Genomic DNA, 18,402 nt, shown 5'->3' with positions numbered 1-18,402 from the left:
GGTGTTCAGATATGCGGGTACGGCGTGGGAGCCCAGGGTGCTCCGCCAACCGGGGCCGCGGGTCCTGTGGAGTGCGGGGCCGGGCGAGGCGGAGGAGATCGGCCCAGGTGAGCGGTTGCCCGGTACTCACAGCCACCCCTCGGAGAAAGGGACGGGGCAGCGCGCGGGGACGACGGCGAGGTCGGTGCGGTCGGTCATCGGCCGTGCCGCATGGTAAAACGACCCCAGCCTGTTCAAGGCCCGGCGTGGGAGGAAGGCATCGTGCTGTGACATGGGGCGACCGTACGTCCCCACACCGGCGGCCCTTCGCAGCCGCGAGAAGGTAAAAGGCCCGCAGGAAGCTGCGGGTCCGGCTCAGGCGACCCCGGCGCGGGCCGCCAGAGGCCGCAGTTCCGGGGTGGAGCGGCGGTGCTCGCGTCGCAGGAGTTCGGTCAGGACCGCGGCCGTGCCCGAGTGGTAGCGGATGAGTTCGGGGGCGATCCGCTCGGCGTCCACCAGGGTGTGCACCGCGGCGGCGTCCTGCCGCTTTTGGGTGTAGGCGCGGGCCAGGTCCAGGCAGACCTGGGCGCGGCGGCCGACCAACCCGGCGGGCAGGGAACCGACGTCCAGGGCCTCGCCGGTGTCGATGGCGGTTCGGGCGTCACCGATGGCGATGGAGGTGCTGATGGTGTGGATGGCGACGTTGGTCGGGCCGAAAGCGGTTCCGTGGAGGTTGCGGTCGGCCCCGAGGCGGTCGGCCGCGCGGCGGGCCTGGGCCAGCAGGCGCGGGACGGCCGTCCGGTCGAAGCCGGCCGCCGCAGCGGTGGCGGCGGCCAGGTGGAGTCCGCCGTAGACGCTCAACTCTTCCGGGGTTCCCGGGCGCATGCGGCGGTCGAGCGCGCTCGCCGCGCCCATGGCCAGTTCGGCTGCTTCTGTCGGGTGTCCGCGGGAGATGAAGACGTAGGCCAGCCGGTAGGCGCCCACGGCAGCTAGCAGGGGGTCATCGCTCCAGGTGGCGGCTGTCATGGCCCGGTCGGCGGCCTGCCAGGCCAGGTGCTTCTCCCCCACCCGGCGCAGGAGGGCGGCGGTGGTGTTGTAGACCATGGCCCTGGCGGCGCAGGTCGCGGAGCGGTCCGCTGCCGGGGTGTGGGCTGCGGCCTCGGCTTCGCGGATCAGGCGGGGCAGGCGGCGCCCGACCTCGTCGTAGCGGGCCGCCTGGTAGGCGGCATAGGTGTGGTGGGCCTGGGTGAGAAGGGCTGCGGAGTCGGTCCGTGGTTCCTGGCCGGTCTCGGCGACGATGGTCTCCAGGGTGGAGTAGCGCATCATGGCGCGTTCGATGGCGCGGGCTGCGTCGTAGCGCATGTCGGTGACCGCCTCGGGTTCGGTTCCGGTCAGTTCGGCCAGGTCCAGGTGCAGGATGCGGGCCAGGCGGGTGAGGATCTCGTGGGAGTCCACCGTGAGGATGCCGCGTTCGACCTGGGAGAGCCACGATTCGGAGCGGCCGAGGAGGCCGGCCAGCACGCTCTGGGAGTAGCCGCGGCGCCGGCGGGCGCGTTTGATCGTCTGGCCTCGGGTGGCGGGGTCCACGGCGTGCCTTTCGGTCAGAGGCTGTTCACGGTGTCGATGACCTGCTGCCAGGAGGGCAGACGGTTCTCGTAGGGGGCGTCGGGGTCGTGCAGGACGGTGACCGCGTCCATGGAGCGCAAGGTGTCCAGGGAGCGGGTGAACGCCGGGTGGGACGCCAGTTGGGGTTTGCAGTGGGGCACCACCACGGTGGGTACCCCGTATCCGGCCATCTCGCACAGCAGGGCGATCGCGAAGTTGTCGGCCAGGCCCTGGGCGAACTTGTTGGTGGAGTTGAAGGTCAGCGGGCAGGCCAGCACCATGTCGGCGGACGGCAGGGGCGTCCCCTGGCCGGGTCTGCGAAACGTCACCCGGACCGGGTCGCCGGTGACCTCCTCCAAGCGGGCGGGGTCATGGAAGTCGGTGCCGGTGGGGGTGGACAGCACCGTCACCCGCCAGTCATGACCTTGGAAGGCCTGAACGAGTTCGACCACTCCCTCCGGTGCGGGGGCTCCGGACAACACCAGGTACAGGGTTCGCGGCATGGCCCGAGTGTAGAGCCGAGCCGCCGAGCGGATCCGAGGTTCAGCCGTCTCGAACGAAGGGCACGGCGGGTCTCAGCCGCCCGAGTACCGGGAGCAGCTCCCGGCACACAGCGCGATCAGTAACCCGCTCACCTTGCAGCCAGATCAGTACAACGACGGCTCCTGGCTCCAGGCGCTAGCGTCAAGGATCAAAGCGTCATCGCCCACCATGAAGGTCTCCAGCTCATCCGTGCCCTGGCCGATGCGAACCTGTCCGGCACGACCGAACGCACTGGCCCGCGCGCGGAACCGGACAGGGTCGGTCGCGTTCACCACACGCAGGTGCCACGGCGCTCCTTCCTCCTGGGCGGGTACGGCCAGGTGCACCATGGCACAGGCTTCACGGCGCACACGCATGTCGGTGTGTGCCGCCGTGTAGGAGACCATACGCAGCTCGGCCCGGTCAGCAATACCGGTGACCTCACGAGCGGGTCCGAGAATGGGCGGGAGGGATCCCTCGGCGGCCAGGTCCTCACGTATCGCGCGGGCCAGTTCCCCGGCGTCCGGCATGTCTTTGAGGAGCATCTTCCAGTCCGGTGCCAGGTCGACTCCTCCGCGCCGAAGCCAGGTGGCCACCAGGGAGCGGAAGGCGGCCTCGCGCCGCCGTGGAGGGAGTGCTCCCGCCGCCAGGACGTCGTGTCCGGCCCCGTGTAGGGCACGGCAGTACGCCTCCACCGGTATGCGTGTGACCTCGCCGGGATAGCGGACCGAGCGGATCCGCATCATGGCCCAGAGCAGGAAGGTCGCCGCACCTCGGGCGCAACCCTCCACCTTTCCTTCCTGTGGCGGATGCTCGACCCGTGACCCCGCTTGGCGGGGCGGGGTCTGCACGTCGGCGCGGTGACCGGCACCCGACAGGTGCCAGGAAGGGTCGTCGAGTCGCAGTGACGCATCCCCTGCCCGCAGCAGTCCCCCTGAGCCCAGAGCGATGGTCGCCCCTCGCGCGTCGGAGCCCAAGCGCACTCCCAGGGCCGTGTCTGTGTCGACGTCCATCTCGCTCACCTCATCCAGGTGTATCTCCAGTGTGGGAGGAGATCCCGGTGTGTTCGCGTCGTGGTCGTAGGAGCGGACCAGGTCCAGGATGAGGAAAGCGCACAGACGGGTACCGGCCCGTTCGAGCTGAAGGTGGCGGATGGTGGAGGCGCCCAGGAGGTAGTCCTCGGCCAGGTCGGTCAGTGTCTGGGGCATCCAGTGGTGGTACGCCGGGCGGACCGTGCCCCAATAGTCGCGGTAGGGCTTGTCGAAAAGCGCGGGTGGGGGCTGGACCAGCGCGTCGATCCGGTGGCCGGCGATCGCGCCCTGCTCCACCATCCAGTCCCAACGGGTCGGTCTCAGACGTGCCATCCATTCCAGGGCCGTTCGGGCTCGCCGTTCCCGTGCGCGAGGGGTTCGGCCGGTCGCGGCACGGAACAGGGGGAAGGTGGTGTTGTCCCAGGCGTCGGAGAGGGCTCTGATGGTTTCCCGGTCGAAGGTGCGTGCGTCGCGGGCTGCGTCAGCGATCTGGACCAGGGAGCGGTCCAGCAGAGCACCTAACGCGGCCAGGGACGCTTCGGCGGGTTCAGGGGGTGCGCTCATAACCGAGAACCCTGGCACAAGACCACGGTGGGGACATCAGCCGGTGGCACAGAAAAGAACCACGGCCTCGCGCACCAGCGGGGACAAATCACGGGTACCTCGCGAGGTGCCATCGGACGCCGCCAGTGGCCGGTGTGTGCTCCGTTCGTGCTCCGCGGTTCCGTGCTGACACAACACCAGGCGGCATCACCCGGCCCCAGATGACACCGCTTATCGGATGGGGTGGCATGAAACGGTACGTAGCAACACGTCACGGCACGCAACCAGGGCACTTCTCATCCGATGGGTCGTCGTCCCTGGGCCAGGGGTGGGGACCGATGCGCCGACGAGCACGGCCCGAACGAGTGCGTAAGACTCCGAGTGGATGGAGGGTTTCTCGAACAGGTCCGTTCAAGGTGGCCTCAGGGCTTTTGTAGGCCCTTGCGTCGAGAGGGCTTCGGGATACTCGGGCATGGACATGAGTGTGAGGGTGGGCCGTTCTCCGGAGTGGACGATGCGCTCTGCGGAGCCGGTGGACGTCGAGGTGCTCGCCGACCTGCGGGCGACGGTGATGCGTCCGGACCTGGAGCGGCTCGGACGGTTCGACGAGCACCGTGTCCGGCAGCGGCTGCGCGATTCCTTCTCTTCGCGGCACACCTCGGTCATCATGGCCGATGACGTGTTCGCGGGCTGTGTCACCGTCCGCCCGGCCGCGGACGGATGGTGGTTGGAACACTTCTATCTCGCTCCGGGACTCCAGGGCGGAGGGCTGGGGTCCGCCGTGTTGCGAACGCTGCTGGAGCGTGCCGACGCCGACGGCGTCACCGTTCGTCTGGAGGTCCTTCAGGGCAGTGCCGCGCAGCGGCTGTACGAGCGCCACGGGTTCAGTGTGGAGTCCGAGGACCCGATCGACGTTCACATGGTGCGGCGGCCGGATACCGGCCTCCTCGATGGTCCCAGGCCCCGGGGGCGCTCGGGAGCCGTGTGAACCCGATCCCGGCGGCGTGGTCGGCGGTCGACCGCGGTTCTGGTGTAACGCGTCGTCGATGCGGCTCTCCAGGTTGATCTTCCGGGCCCGGACGGCGGGCGTGCCCCGGTCCTCGTCACGGGTCAGCGGCGTCGGTCGTCATCAGATCGAGGGTGGGCCGTCGAGAACGCGTGTCGGTCCGGTGCCGGGAGGGGGCGGTGGCGTGTGCCCGGCTTCCCCGGCCCAGCGAGCACCAGGCCTGGTTTCGGTGGGTCCGCGGGAAGTACATGCCGCGACTGGGCGCGCCGCAGCGGTGCGGGCGCTCGCGTGCCGGCCCGTCCACTGGATCCAACGTCCGGCGCGCCAATTGAGAGGGGCGGCCCCCTCCATCGGCCGGGCCCCGCCCTCCGTGGAGGCCGGCCCGGCCCTCTGCCCGCCTCCCCGGCCGGTCGGGTGGTTCTTCACGGGTCGGGAACGGGCTCGGGCTCGGGATCGGTGTAGGCGTCGGCCTGGAGGGTGTACAGCTCCCGGTAGCGGCCGTCCTGGCGCATGAGTTCGTCGTGGGTGCCGTGTTCGATGACGCGGCCGTGATCCAGCACGTAGACGCGGTCGGCCATGCGCACCGAGGCCATCCGGTGGGTGATGAGCACGACGGCCGCGCCGGTGCGGCGGGCGTGGCCGTGGATGGTGGAGAAGAAGCGGGCCTCGGCGCGCGCGTCCAGGGCGGAGGTGGGCTCGTCGGCGATGAGCAGGTCGGCGACCCGGTAGAAGCCCCGACCGTCGGCGATCCGCTGCCACTGCCCTCCGGAGAGGTTCACCCCCGAGGCGAAGGTGGTGTCCAGCAGCGTGTCCCAGCCGCGGGGCAGGGCGGCGACCACCTCGTCGGTGCCGCTCAACCGGGCCGCCTCCGCCAGCCTGGCCTCGTCCCGGCTCTGGGCCATGGTGATGTTGCGGCGGGCGGTCATCGGCCAGCGGGTGTGGTCCTGGATGATGACGCTGATCCGGTCGCACACCGCCGGGCCGATCCGCGCGTAGTCCACCCCGTTCCAGTCCACCGTTCCGGCCTGGGGGTGGTAGAGACCGCCCAGCAGCCGGGCCAGGGTGGACTTGCCGGATCCGTTCTCCCCCACGAGCGCGACCGTCTCACCCGCCGCCACGTGCACCGTCACCTCCTCCAGCGCCGGCCGTTCCCCGGTGGGGTAGGTGAAGGTGGCGTCGCGCACCTCGACCCTCTCCAACCGTCCCGGCGGCGGTGCGGCGGGCACCGGGGGCAGGGCGGTGCGGGCCTTGTCGCAGAACTCGGTGAAGTCCGCGAAGTACAGCCCCGACTCGTAGACGCGGTTCAGCGAGTACAGGAGCTGCTGCATCCCGCCCTGGGCGCGTTGCAGGGCCAGGACCGCGGTGCCCACCGCCGCCAACGGCATCGCCCCCACCACCAGTAGTACGCCCAGGACCGCGTAGGTGAGGGCGGTCGCCGCGCCGCCGACCACTCCGCCCAGGGCGCGCACCCGGGTCTGGCGCCAGGCCACCGCGAGCATGGTGGCGCGTTCCCGGTCGGCCAGCGAGGCGTAGTCGGCCATCAGGGAGTCGCGCATGGTGTAGGAGCGCAGTTCGGCGGCCGAGTCCCGGGACGCCATCCGGTCGCCCAGGATCCACCGGCGGCGCCGTCCGGTGCTCAGGTGCCGCTGCGCCTCGTACTCCATGCGGGCCGCCCGCATCGCCGCCCATCCGGCCGGGACCACGCTGACGAGGAGGAGGGGCAGCAGTAGCGGGTGCAGCACGGCCAGCACCCCGGCCAGCGAGAGCAGGCCGACCGACCCGGACAGGACCTCCAGGCAGGCGGTGACCATGCGCGGCACCTCGTACAGGCCCCGGTCGCGGGAGCGGTACATGGCGTCCGCCCACTCCTCGTCGTCGAACGCCACCAGGTTCGCGCGGGTGGTCAGGTCGAACAGCTCCAGTTCGACGATGCGCTCGGTCTGGGTGCCCAACCGGGCCAGGGCCAGGTCGGAGACCAGTCGGATCGTTCCTGCCAGGGTCGCCACCGCGGCGACCACCGCCACCGCGGGCAGCGCCGCCTCCACCCGTGAGGGGAGGGCGCCTTCCGAGAACAGTGCGTCGAGCACCCGGGTCACCCAGGCCAGGCTCACCGCCGAGAGCACGGCGGCGACGCTGCTCGCGATCAGGGCCGTGAGCAGGTCCCGGCGGTTGGCGCGCCAGGCCCAGCCGACGGCGGCCGCGGTGAGGGTGGGCATGCGGGTGAGCTTGGTCCACAGGGTGGTGCGGGCGAGTTCGTCGTCGAAGTACCGCCACTTGGGTGCGGTGAGGTCCTCGTTCTCTCCGGTGTCGGAGGCGGTCGGTTCGGGTTCGGGTGCGGTGGGAGAGGGTGCGGCCAAGAGAACACTCCAGCTGTTCGATCGAGGGTCCGGGCCCGGCGGGCCCGGAACGCTTCTTCCCGCGTCCGGAGGGGCGGGGTCGGAGGGGCGGGGTCGGGGCGCGGCCGGTGACCGGTGGAAGGGTGCGCGCGACGGTCCTCGGTAACCGGCTCCGGGGGTCGGGGCCGCCCCCGCTCCGGTGGTCGGCCCCGTCCCCGCCCCCGTCCCCGGCCACCGGCTCACACCGGCCGGTCGACCCGCTCCTCTCCGTCGCGGTAGGCCTGGGCCTGGAGCTCCCACAGCTCCCGGTACACGCCCTCCCGCGCCATCAGCTCCGCGTGCGATCCCAGCGCGACCACCCGCCCCCGGTCCAGGACCACGATGAGGTCGGCCATCCGGACCGAGGCCAGCCGGTGCGTGATGAGCACGACCGTGGCCCCCGTCCGCCCCGCGTGGGCGTGCAGGGAGGCGAAGAACCGGTGCTCGGCCCGGGCGTCCAGCGCCGAGGTGGGCTCGTCGGCGATCAGCAGCGGCACCGCCGCCCCGTCGTCGCCCCGGTGGAACCCCCGCGCCGCCGCCAACCGCTGCCACTGTCCGCCCGAGGGCTCGTGGCCGTGGGCGAACCGCTTGTCCAGCAACGTCTCCCATCCGCGCGGCAGCGACTCCACCACGGTGTCGGCGTGGGAGGACCGCGCGGCCCGCGCCAACCGGTCCGGTTCCCCCTCCGGGCCGCTCATCACCACGTTGCCGCGCGCGGTCATGGGCCAGTGCGTGTGGTCCTGGGCGATGACCGCGATCCGTGAACGCAGGTCGTCGGCGTCCACCTCCGACAGGTCGGTGTCGTCCCAGCGCACCCGCCCCCGTTCGGGCGTGTACAGCCCCGCCAGCAGCTTGGCCAGCGTGCTCTTGCCCGACCCGTTCTCCCCGACCAGCGCCACCGTCCGCCCGCGCGGCAGCACCAGGTCCACCCCCGACAGCGCCGGCTCCGGGGTGTCCCCTTCGCCGTTCTCGTCGTCCTCGGAGCCCGGGTAGGTGAAGGTGACGTCCTCGACCCGGATCCGGGCGAACCCGTCCGGCGCCGGCGGCAGGTCCGGCCGGGGGGTGCGCTCCCGGGCGGTCTCCTCCAGGGACATCAGGTCGGCGACGTACAGGCCGGACTCGTACACCTGGTTCACCGCCGACAGCATGGTGCCCAGCGCCCCCTGGGCGACCCGGACGGCCACCACCGCCGCGCCGGCCGCCGCGATCGGGACGACCTCCTCGAACAGGAGCAGGCCCAGGACGACGAACACCACCGCGGTGGCCGTTCCGCCCAGGGCGCCCCCGGCCACCCGGATGAGCGCCATCCGCGTGGCCAGCCGCAACCGGGCCTCCAGCTCCCGGTGGGCGAACCGGTCGAACTCGTCGCGCAGCCGCGGGCCCATGGTGTAGGAGCGCACCTCGGCGGCGGTGCGCCGGTCGATCATCAGGTGCTGCAACATGAACTTGCGGCGCATCACCTCGGTGAGCCGCAGCGTCATCCGGTACCGCAACCGGGCCGACGCCGCCGAACTCCACCACTGGGGGACCATCGCCACCAGGATCAGCGGCAACAGCACCGGGTGCAGCGCCCCGAGCACGCCGGCGGCGGCCGTGATGCCCACCAGCCCCGTCAGCACGTCCACGGTGTGGCGGACCAGGGCGCCCGTCCGGTCGCACCCGCCGACGTAACCGCGGAAGACGTGGTCGTTGAAGGAGCTGTCGTCGAAGGCGGCCACCCGCACCCCGGTGACGACCTCGTTGAACCGGCGTTCGGCGGCCAATACGACCTTGGGTTCCAGCCGGGCCTGGGCGCGCCCGGCCAACGCCCCGCACGCCCCTCTCGTGATCAGGGCCAGGGCCAGCAGGAACAGTGAGGGCAGCGCGGCCGTCACCCGATCGGGGGTGGGGGTGGCCGCGAACACCTCCTCCAGGACGGAGGTGGTCGCCACCAGCGCCCAGGCGGTGGCCGCGCCCATTCCCAGCCCGAACACGGCGGTGGCGATCAGGTCACCCGGACCCGCCCGCCATCCCAGGGCGAGGGCGTGGCCGACCAGGGCGGGCATCCGTCGCGCCATGGTGCGCCAGGTGGCCTGTGCGGCCTCGTCGCGGAACCTCCGGTGCCCGTTGACGCTCAACGCCTCGGCGTCGTCGGCCGCATCGGGGGTCTCCCCGTCCTCCGCGTTCCCGGGGCCTTCCGTGTTCGTCGGGTCCCCGGCGGTGGTGACACCGGACGCGGAGGGGATCTCGGCGGCGGGGGAGGGGTCGGTGGGCGTGGTCGGCCGGTCGGCCCCCGGTGGAGAGCCGGTGGGGGAGGGCGGGGCGGGTGCGGCGGGGGAGGGCGCGTCGTTCTCGTCGGTGGTGTCGGCGTCGTGGGCGCGCAACAGGGTCACTCTCCGTTCCGGGAGGGGCGAGGGACAGGCCCGATCATGACGGCCCGGTGCGTCCTTCCGGGAGGAGGCGGCCGATTGCGGCCCGACCGCATCCGGTCGTGCGGCGGGCGCGGTCGCCCCGGTCGCGACCGGAGCCGTGATCCCCGACCACCGCCGTGCGCGGATCGGTCGTGAAAGGGGTGGCCCGAATCCGTGCGCGCCGGGGCCGACGCGCCGTCCCGTGACCTCCGACGTGATCGGGGTGGAACATCGCGATGATCACCTCGTGGGCGGTTGATGCCGTTGTGGCCTTCGCGCGAAACGCGACGATCGCGCAGAACCCACACTCTCCCCGCCCGTACCGCTATCAATGGAACCGCGGGTAAGCGCGCGCATCACCCCCCACCACGACGTCCGGTCTCGGTGAGGTGATCAATGGCAGGGCCCCTGGCACGGACCCGTGAGCTACGACATCGGTTCGAGGCGGTCGCACACCAGGTGCGCGACCGTCTCTCCGCGCACACCTGGTCGGTGGTCCAGGCCGCCCTCGCCGCGGTCCTCGCCTGGACCATCGCCGGTGGTCTGATCCAGGACCACAGTCCCTTCTTCGCGCCCATCGCCGCCGTCATCGCCCTCAACGCCTCCGGCGGGGAACGCGGCTCCAACGCCATCAAACTGCTCACCGGGGTGTTCATCGGGATCGGCGCCGGCGAACTCGCCCTGGTCGTCGGTACGGGCCCGACCCTCACCATGGCCGCGGGCACCCTGCTCGCCATGATCGTCGCCGTGGCCGTCAACGCCGAACGCATCGTCATCGGCCAGGCGGCGGCCAGCGCCATCCTCACCACCATCTTCATCGCCGACGGCAGCCCCGGCATCGACCGTCTCGTCGACGCGCTCCTCGGCGCCGGCGTCGCCCTCGTCTTCAGTCAGCTGCTGTTCCCGGCCCGCCTCGTCGCCCTCCTGCGCCGCATCGAGGTCGACGCCCTGACGGGGATGTCCGGCATGCTCACCGGAGTCGCCGAGGCCCTGGGCGAGGAGGGGGACGTCTCCAGCCAGCAGATGGTCAACCGGCTCGGCGACCTGAGCGGGCCCATGGCCGAACTCAGCCGCGCCCGTGAGAGCAGCATGTCCACCATCCGACTGTCCACGATCCGCTGGGGCGATCCGCAACCCGTCCTGGACGAGGACGAGATCATCGAACGCCTCATCCTGCTCGCCGAGAGCTGTCTGTTCCTGTGCCGCAGCACCGCCGCCATGGGCGCTCACGAACGCCGCGAACTCGTGCCGATCGTCTCCGGCATGGCCGACGTGCTCGGCATCCTCGCCGACGATCTCAGCAGCCGCGAGGCCCGCGAACAGGCCGTGGAACAGGCGCTCATGACCGCCCGCATGTACGGGCCGGGACGCCCCGACGACGACCAGGTCACCCAGGCCACCCACCTGGCGGTGGAGATGGTCGCCACCGACATCATGCTGTTCGCCGGTATCCGGTTCGAGGAGGTGGAGGAGGTCCTCCAGGGTGAGCTGGAGGATCCGCTGGTCCCGCATCCGCCGGGGGTGCCGTGGCTGCCGTGGTTGCGTTGGCGGCCCCGCCTGGACCGGTTCGGGCGGTGGCGTCCCGGTCCGCCCGGCTCGGGCCCCCGGAGGCGGTGGCGCTCGGGCCCGCCCCGATGACCCACGCCGGCGCGCGGATCGACGACCGGGCCCGGCCGCGTCACCGCCGTGCTCGCGAGGCGTTCCGCTCCCGCCCCGGCGCCCGTCCGGCACCGGTGGGGCGACGCCGGACGGGTCGCGGGTCAGAGCGCGTCGGCGGGCACGTCCAGCACCGTGCGGTCGCACGAGGCGACCAGGTCGAACTGCGGGCCGGTGCGCGGCAGCTCGTGTCGGAAGAAGTAGGAGGCCGCCGCCCGCTTCCCCGTGTAGAAGGTCTCGCCGTCGGCGTCCTCCTTGCCGTGCGCCGTGACCAGCTGCTCCAGCCACATCCACGCCACCACCACGTGGCCCACCGCCTCCAGGTAGGGGGTCGCGTTGGCCAGCGCCACCGCCGGGTCGCCCCCGGCCCAGGCCAGGGCCGCGACCTCGCTCATCCTCCGCAGCGACGCGTCCAGCAGGTCGGCGTACTCCGCCTCCGCCCCGCCCAGGGCACGGGCGCGTTCGACGGTCGCCCCGGCCGTCTCCACCAGCAGTGTGAGCCGGGCCCCGCCCTCCTGGACCGCCTTGCGGCCCAGCAGGTCCAGCGCCTGGATGCCGTGGGTGCCCTCGTGGATGGCGTTGAGGCGGTTGTCGCGGTAGTGCTGCTCCACGTCGTACTCGCGGGTGTAGCCGTAGCCGCCGTGGATCTGGATGGCCAGGGAGTTGGCCTCCAGGCACCACTGGGAGGGCCAGCTCTTGGCGACGGGGGTGAGCACGTCCAGCAGCAGGCGGGCGCGGCGGCGCTCCTGCTCGTCCTCGGTACTGGCCAGTTCGTCCACCAGGCGGGCGCAGTACAGCACCAGGGCCAGCGCGCCCTCGACGTAGCTCTTCTGGGCGAGCAGCATCCGGCGCACGTCGGTGTGCTCGATGATGGGCACCTGTGGCCGCTCCGGGTCCTTGCCGCCCAGCGGGCGGCCCTGGAGGCGCTCACGCGCGTAGGCCAGCGACTTGAGGTAGCCGGTGTAGCCGACCGCCATGGCCCCTGCCCCCACGCCGATCCGGGCCCCGTCCATCATGTGGAACATCTGGGCCAGACCCTGATGGGGCTCTCCGACCAGGTACCCCACCGCGCCGGGGGAGCCGCCGGGCGTGTGGCGGCCCTCACCGAAGTTGAGCAGGGCGTTGACCGTGCCCCGGTAGCCCATCTTGTGGTTGAGCCCGGCGGGGACGACGTCGTTGCGCTCGCCGACCGACCCGTCCGCGTCGACCAGGTACTTGGGGACGATGAACAGGGAGATGCCCTTGACCCCGGGCGGCCCGCCGGGGATCTTCGCCAGCACCAGGTGGACGATGTTCTCGGTGAGCTCGTGGTCGCCGCCCGAGATCCACATCTTGTTGCCGAACAGGCGGTACGTGCCGTCCCCGGCGTCCTCGGCGCGGGTGGTGATGTCGGCCAGGGAGCTGCCGGCCTGCGGTTCGGACAGGCACATGGTGCCGGTGAACCGACCCTCGATCATGGGCGGCACCCAGGTGCGGACCTGTTCGGGGCTTCCGTGGGCCAGGAGCAGGCGGGCGTTGCCGGCGGTGAGGGACGTGTACGCGGAGGTGCCCAGGTTGGCGGCCTGGAAGTAGGCGCCGCACGCGCTGGTGATCAGGTGCGGCATCTGGGCGCCGCCGACGGACTCGGGCATGCCGGCGACGGCCAGCCCGGTCTCTGCGTAGACCTCCAGGGCCTTCTTGACCTCGGGGATGACGTGGACGCGCTCGCCGTCGAAGCGGGGCTCGTTGGCGTCGTTGGTCTTGTTGTGCGGGGCGAAGTGGTCGGTGGCCACGCGTTCGGCCAGCTCCAGCGCGCCGTCGAGGGTCTCGCGCGAGTGGTCGGCGTAGAGGGGACGCCGGGTCAGGGCCTCGGCGTCGAGCCACTCGTAGATCAGGAATCGCAGGTCGCGGGCGGACAGCAGGGTGGACGCCACGGCGTCGCCTCCTCGAAGTGATTGACCGACTGGTCGGTATGCTACCCGCTCCCGAGGAGTCGCCCATGGCCGGGGTCACCAGGGGCGGAGCGCCCTAGGCTGGTCGTGCCCACCGATCGACAAGGAGCACCGTGTCCAGTCCCGTCGCCGACCCGTCCCGCACCGTCCTGCTGCTCAACGGACCCAACCTGAACCTGCTCGGCACCCGAGACCCCGCCCAGTACGGCACGACCACCCTCGCCGAGGTCGAGGCACGGGTGACCGCGCTCGGAGGGGAACTGGGCGTGGACGTGGTGTGCGCCCAGAGCAACACCGAGGGGATCCTCGTCGACCGGCTGCACGCCGCCCGCGACTGGGTGGGCGTGGTGATGAACCCGGGCGCCTACGCGCACTACGGCATCGCGCTGCGCGACGCGATCGACGCCATCGAGGCGCCCGTGGTGGAGGTCCACATCTCCAACGTGTACGCGCGCGAGGCGTTCCGGCACACCTCGGTCACCGCTCCGGTGACGGCGGGGTACGTCGCGGGGTGCGGGGTGTTCGGCTACGAGCTGGCCCTGCGCGCGGTCCTGGACCGCGCCGCCGAACGCCGGGGCTGACCCGGGCTCCGCGACCCCTCGGAGGGGACGATCCGGCGGCCCGGCCCGGGGCCCGATCGTCGGACCGGGATCGTTCACGCGCCCCACTGCCCGCACACCCCTGTCGGCGCGTTCCGGTCGGTGCGCGCCGGTGGGGTTCCGGCCAGGGCGGGGCCGCGCGTGGACCCGACCCGGCCGGGCCCACGTCCGCTCGCGTGTCCCGACCGGCCCTTCGCGGTCCGGCGGGCGTCGGCGGGCGCCCCGGTCCCGGGGCGCCCCCGCCACCTCCGCGGTCTCAGTCCTCGACGGTCTCCAGCACCCGGAACCCGAACCCGGCCGCGCGCAGCCGCTCGATGAGGGCGTCGCCCATGGCCACGGCCGTCGTCACCTGCCCCGAGGTCGCGGGCAGGTCGTCGCGCCACAGGCACAGCGCCGACTCCGCCAGCATGATCGACGTCGCGGCGTACCCCGGCTCGCCCCCGGTCACCTCGGTGTACACCCGACGGCCGCCGCCCGTGCCCGCGAAGCGCACGGAGAACCATCCGGTGGCCAACTGCTCCTCGGTGGGGCCCTCACCCGGGGCACGCAGGGCCAGCAACCGCTCGCGCAGCGGTCCCACCTGCGCCGCCGCCATGAGCCCGGCCGTACCCAGGGCCGCCCCGAGAGCGCTGGTCGGCCACCGGAACGCCGCGTAGTGCCCATAGGAGAAGTCCGGGCCGTAACGCTCCGACGCGGCGGCGGACCGGACCACCACCTGCGGGTCCAACGTGGGCAGGGGCAGCGTCCACCCCCGCGCGAGCCGCGTGCGCGGCACGCCCCGGAGGTCGACCCGCACCCGCCGCCCCTCGGGCGGCTCCTCCACGGCGCGCCGTTCCCGGGCCGCGGCCACCATCTCCCCGGGGTCGGCGAACGCGCCCATCATCGAGTGCAGGGTCCCCCCGGACGCCGTCCCCTTGGCCCGCACGAACCCCTCGACGTGCAGCGGCACGCCCTCGGGCAGGCGGTTGACGGTGAACCACGCCCCGAGGTCGTGCGGAATGGAGTCGAACCCGCACGCGTGCACGATCCGCGCCCCGGTGCGCCGGGCGGTGGCGTGGTGCGCCACGTACATCCGGTCCACGAACGCCGGTTCACCGCACAGGTCCACGTAGTCGGTGCCCTCGGCCGCGCACGCGGCCACCAGCGGCTCGCCGTGGACGGCGTAGGGGCCGACGGTGGTGATGACCACGCGCGCCGACGCCGCCAGCGCCCGGATGGACGCCCGGTCCGTCACGTCGGCCACCAGCAGGTCGGGCTCGGGGGCGTTCGGCGCCGACGCCGTCACCCGCTTCCGGACCTCGGCCAACCTGCCCCCGTCACGCCCGGCCAGCGCCCACCGGGCTCCGTCGGGCAGACGTGTGGCCAGGTAGGCCGCGGTCAGCGCGCCGGTGTACCCGGTCGCGCCGAACAGGACGATGTCGTGGTCGCGTTCACGTTGCATCGGGTGGGCCTCCGTGTCGGTCGGTCGTCTCGTCGATCGCGCGCCGGGGCCCAGTCTGGCAGTGGGTCACGGGGGCGTGCGCCCCACCCCCGCGGGGGAGGCGCTACCGCGTCGTCGTCGCCGTACCGGTGAGCAGCAGCCCCGCTCCGGTGCCCTTGCCCGCGCCGATCCCGTCCAGGCACAGGTCCTGGAGGGCGTCGCTGTCGCGCACCACGGCCTCGCCGACGAAGTGGTAACGCGCGGGCCTGCCGCCCAGCCGCTTCCAGCGCGCCGACGTGATCTGCGCGGCGTCCGCCAGCTTCTGGTCCAGCCACTCCCGGAACCCGTCCTCGGCCAACGGCACCCGCTTGCTCCGGGGGTTCGGGTCCTCATCGGTGGGCGTCGCCTCGCGCTGTGTCGTGGGCGCGGTGATCAGCTCCCACCGGATCACCTCGCCCTCGGTGTGGCGCGGCAGGGGCTGGACCGTTCCCGCGACCGCTCCGGGGATCGCCTCCCAGTGGGGCGCGGTGTCGCAGCTGATGATCAGCGTGGTCGGTGAGGTGCGCGCCCACAACAGGCGCACGTCGGACCCGGCGGCGTCGGCGCCGAGGGCGTCGCGCACGGCCGCCCCCATGGTGGCCCACTGGTCCATCCTCGGTGCGCGTCGGGTGTTGAGACTGATACGAGCCAGGTGCAAGAGAATCCGATCCGGGTCATCCCCGCCGGCGCGGGGTGCGTCATCGGGCACCGATCACCGGGTGCTCACCCGGGCCGTGCCGAACACCCCACTGTACGGGGAGTCCGTGCCCGGCCTGCTCACGGCCGAGGTCCCCCTCTTCCAGGGAAGCGTTCCGCGGGTGCGCGGCGAGGGCGTGTGCCGCCGTCTCGTCGAACGGCCGGAGGCCCGTCCGGTGAGGTCGTCGTCCCACCGGTTCCGCCCACCGTCGCCCCACGGGCCCCCACCCGGACGGCGGTCCGGACGCCGAGGCCCGGTGACTCCGTGCCCTCGGACCGACGCCGGGGTCGCCCCGGCGTCGGTCCGGTCGGTACCGCTTGAGGTACCGACCGGTCGGTTTTCGACGGCCGCGCGTGCGCCCGGTCCGCGACGGCTCAGCGGTAGGTCATCAACCCCGCCCCGCCCTGCTCCAGGTGGGCGTGGTCGTTGAAGGACAGCAGGCGGGTGCCGCCGCGACCGTGCATCACCTTGGTGATCGAACCGTTCACCACGATCCGGTTCAACGCCAGGAAACCGTGCGTCGGCGCCTCCAGCAGGGCCGCGCACACCGTCGCGATCACCCCCGCCGAAGTGAACACCAGGGCGGTCTCGCCCCGCTCCAGCCGGGCCACCGTGTCGGACAGGGCGGCCCGGACCCCGGCGCGGAAGTCCTCCCAGGTGCCCGCGCCGGTGCCCCCGGCGGCGATCCACGCCGACAGCCCGGCGTCCAGGCGCTCCTGGAGGGTGCCCTCGCCGATGGGGTGTCGGGTCAGCAGCTCCAGGTGTTCGTACTCGTTCCAGCGTTCGTCGATGAGGGGGTCGACGTCGATCCCGGCCTCGGCCAGCGCGGTGGCGGCGGTCTGGCGCTGTCTGCGCAGGCCGCCCGCCAGCACCGGGCCGGGGCGCAGGTCGCGGCGCTTGAGCTCGGCGCCCAACAGGCGGGCCTGCTCGTATCCGGTGGGACTCAGTTCGTCGTAGTCCTCCGCCTCCGGCGATGCCTTGCCGTGGCGGATGAGGTAGATGCTCGGCATCGCCCCAGGGTACGAGTGCGGGTCCCGGAGCCGGTGTCCCGGGTGCCCCGGACACCGGTCTCCGGGGGCTCTACGATCCCCGGTTCAGCCACCAGATCGCGGCGTTGAGCACGGTCGCGAACCCCACCCACGCCCAGTACGGGACGAGCAGCAGCGCGGCGGTCCGCGACGCGCGGGCGAAGACCGTGATCGTCGCGGTCACCGTCACCAACAGCACCACGATGTCGACCAGGGCCGTGCCGCGCAGGCCCAGGCCGAAGAACAGCGGTGTCCACAGGGCGTTGAACACGAGCTGGCCGGCGAACAGCGCCAGGGCGAGGCCGCGCAGGCGTCCGCGCCGCCACACCAACCAGCCCGAGAACGCGATCATCGCGTACAGCGCGGTCCACACCGGGCCGAACAGCCACGAGGGCGGGGCCCACCCGGGTCGGGTCAGGCTCGCGTACTCGCCGGCGGTGTCGGGGCTGGCGAGCACGCCGAGGAGGGCGGTGCCGAAGGCCAGCGCGAGCAGGACCCCCAGTGCCACGATCGAGGCGAGGGGCGAAGGGGCGGCGGGCGCGGTGTCGTCGTGTGCGGTGGTCCCCATGATCCTCCGAAGGTCGGTGTCCCAAGAAGCAGTAACAAGAAAGTATCTTGGATTCCGTGATAAATCTACGAGGAACCACCCGGACATCCGAGCGGACCCGAGCACGAGGCCGACGCGCCACCGGAACGAGGACGCCCCGATGAGCCCTCGACGCACAACCTCCACCGCCCGCCGCCGGGCGTTCGTGGCGATCGCCCTCCTCCTGGCCCTCGCCCTGGCGGTGGGCGCGTTCGTGGTGTGGGGGCTCACCCCGTACCGCGCCGAGGCCGGACCCCTGGACCGGGCCCGGGCGCTGCCGGGGGTGCGCGTGGAGATCACCGACGACGCCGTCGTCCTGACACCCGACGACACCGGTTCCGGCGGCACCGGTTCCGGCGGCACCGCTTCCGACGAGGGCTCCGACACCGGAGTGGTGTTCTACCCCGGCGCCCGCGTCGAGGCCGAGGCCTACACCGCCCCGTGGGCGCCCGTCGTCGCCGCCACCGGCGTCACGGTCGTCATCCCGCGGATGCCGCTCAACCTGGCCGTCCTGGACCCCGACCGCGCCGACGACGCCGTCGCCGAGCACGGCGACGGCGTGGAGCGCTGGTACCTGGGCGGACACTCCCTCGGCGGGGCCATGGCCGCGTCCCACGCCGGCGACGACCCCGCGTTCGCCCCGGAGGGCCTGGTGCTGTGGGGCTCCTACGCCACGGAGGGGGCCGGACTCGCGGAGCGGGACGACCTGCGGGTGCTGTCCGTGTCGGGGGGCGAGGACGGACTGTCCGACCCGGCGGCCATCGACGAGAACCGGGGCCACCTGCCCGGGAACGCCGTGATGGTGGAGATCGACGGGATGAACCACGCCCAGTTCGGCGCCTACGGGGACCAGTCGGGGGACGGGGCCGCCCGCATCGACGACGCCGAGGCCCATCGGGTCCTCGCCGAGACCGTGACCGGCTTCCTGACGGGTGGGTGACCTCACCCGGGGAATACGCGACGATCGGGCGGCGCGCGGGCACCCGACCTGAAAC

At 72.6% G+C, this 18,402-nt stretch carries 14 protein-coding genes; 4 read left to right on the top strand and 10 right to left on the bottom strand.

Annotated features, from left to right (window positions below; all coding sequences use genetic code 11):
- Window positions 1-354 precede the first annotated feature (354 nt).
- The 3 genes from RM479_RS08795 to RM479_RS08785 form a co-directional block, all read right to left on the bottom strand.
- Complete coding sequence (locus RM479_RS08795; protein ID WP_311511224.1) at window positions 355-1,566, bottom strand: helix-turn-helix domain-containing protein; 1,212 nt, start codon at window positions 1,564-1,566, stop codon at window positions 355-357.
- Between the two features lie 14 nt (window positions 1,567-1,580).
- Window positions 1,581-2,087 (bottom strand): flavoprotein, encoded by a 507-nt coding sequence (locus RM479_RS08790; protein WP_311511223.1) that lies wholly within the window; start codon window positions 2,085-2,087, stop codon window positions 1,581-1,583.
- A 144-nt stretch (window positions 2,088-2,231) separates the two neighbouring features.
- The gene (locus RM479_RS08785) at window positions 2,232-3,701 is read right to left on the bottom strand and encodes a hypothetical protein (protein ID WP_311511222.1); all 1,470 of its coding nucleotides are present in this window, start codon (window positions 3,699-3,701) and stop codon (window positions 2,232-2,234) included.
- Window positions 3,702-4,194: 493 nt separating this feature from the next.
- Between RM479_RS08785 and RM479_RS08780 the strand changes: the two genes are divergently transcribed.
- Complete coding sequence (locus RM479_RS08780) at window positions 4,195-4,668, top strand: GNAT family N-acetyltransferase (RefSeq protein WP_311511221.1); 474 nt, start codon at window positions 4,195-4,197, stop codon at window positions 4,666-4,668.
- A gap of 440 nt (window positions 4,669-5,108) precedes the next feature.
- On the opposite strand, the gene RM479_RS08775 is transcribed toward RM479_RS08780, so the two are convergent.
- Together RM479_RS08775 and RM479_RS08770 are read right to left on the bottom strand one after the other, a co-directional pair.
- Entirely contained in the window at window positions 5,109-7,043 is a 1,935-nt protein-coding gene (locus RM479_RS08775) for an ABC transporter ATP-binding protein (RefSeq protein WP_311511220.1), read from the bottom strand.
- A gap of 218 nt (window positions 7,044-7,261) precedes the next feature.
- Window positions 7,262-9,424 carry an ABC transporter ATP-binding protein gene (locus RM479_RS08770; protein ID WP_311511219.1) on the bottom strand — a complete coding sequence of 721 codons (2,163 nt, stop codon included), beginning with the start codon at window positions 9,422-9,424 and terminating at the stop codon, window positions 7,262-7,264.
- A gap of 423 nt (window positions 9,425-9,847) precedes the next feature.
- Here RM479_RS08770 and RM479_RS08765 point away from each other — a divergent pair, with 423 nt between their 5' ends.
- Window positions 9,848-11,089 (top strand): FUSC family protein, encoded by a 1,242-nt coding sequence (locus RM479_RS08765; RefSeq protein WP_311511218.1) that lies wholly within the window; start codon window positions 9,848-9,850, stop codon window positions 11,087-11,089.
- Window positions 11,090-11,211: 122 nt separating this feature from the next.
- On the opposite strand, the gene RM479_RS08760 is transcribed toward RM479_RS08765, so the two are convergent.
- Window positions 11,212-13,020 carry an acyl-CoA dehydrogenase gene (locus RM479_RS08760; protein WP_311511217.1) on the bottom strand — a complete coding sequence of 603 codons (1,809 nt, stop codon included), beginning with the start codon at window positions 13,018-13,020 and terminating at the stop codon, window positions 11,212-11,214.
- A gap of 131 nt (window positions 13,021-13,151) precedes the next feature.
- On the opposite strand from RM479_RS08760, the gene aroQ reads away from it, so the two are divergent.
- Window positions 13,152-13,619, top strand: a complete 468-nt coding sequence (aroQ, locus tag RM479_RS08755) for a type II 3-dehydroquinate dehydratase (RefSeq protein WP_311511216.1) — start codon at window positions 13,152-13,154, stop codon at window positions 13,617-13,619.
- 274 nt (window positions 13,620-13,893) lie between these two features.
- On the opposite strand, the gene RM479_RS08750 is transcribed toward aroQ, so the two are convergent.
- From RM479_RS08750 to RM479_RS08735, 4 genes are all read right to left on the bottom strand, one after another.
- Window positions 13,894-15,078: a saccharopine dehydrogenase family protein gene (locus RM479_RS08750; RefSeq protein WP_311511215.1), complete on the bottom strand. Its 1,185-nt coding sequence runs from the start codon at window positions 15,076-15,078 to the stop codon at window positions 13,894-13,896.
- 103 nt (window positions 15,079-15,181) lie between these two features.
- Entirely contained in the window at window positions 15,182-15,754 is a 573-nt protein-coding gene (locus RM479_RS08745; protein ID WP_311511214.1) for a type I-E CRISPR-associated protein Cas6/Cse3/CasE, read from the bottom strand.
- A gap of 413 nt (window positions 15,755-16,167) precedes the next feature.
- Window positions 16,168-16,803 (bottom strand): histidine phosphatase family protein, encoded by a 636-nt coding sequence (locus tag RM479_RS08740; protein WP_311511213.1) that lies wholly within the window; start codon window positions 16,801-16,803, stop codon window positions 16,168-16,170.
- A 70-nt stretch (window positions 16,804-16,873) separates the two neighbouring features.
- Complete coding sequence (locus RM479_RS08735) at window positions 16,874-17,389, bottom strand: TspO/MBR family protein (RefSeq protein ID WP_311511212.1); 516 nt, start codon at window positions 17,387-17,389, stop codon at window positions 16,874-16,876.
- Between the two features lie 139 nt (window positions 17,390-17,528).
- On the opposite strand from RM479_RS08735, the gene RM479_RS08730 reads away from it, so the two are divergent.
- Complete coding sequence (locus tag RM479_RS08730; protein WP_311511211.1) at window positions 17,529-18,347, top strand: alpha/beta hydrolase; 819 nt, start codon at window positions 17,529-17,531, stop codon at window positions 18,345-18,347.
- The last annotated feature ends 55 nt before the right edge of the window (window positions 18,348-18,402 follow it).

The sequence above is a fragment of the Nocardiopsis lambiniae genome (assembly GCF_031845465.1).
Lineage (GTDB): Bacteria > Actinomycetota > Actinomycetes > Streptosporangiales > Streptosporangiaceae > Nocardiopsis > Nocardiopsis lambiniae.
The sequence above is the reverse complement of the archived record's forward strand: the minus strand, read 5'-3'. Positions and strand labels throughout refer to the sequence as shown.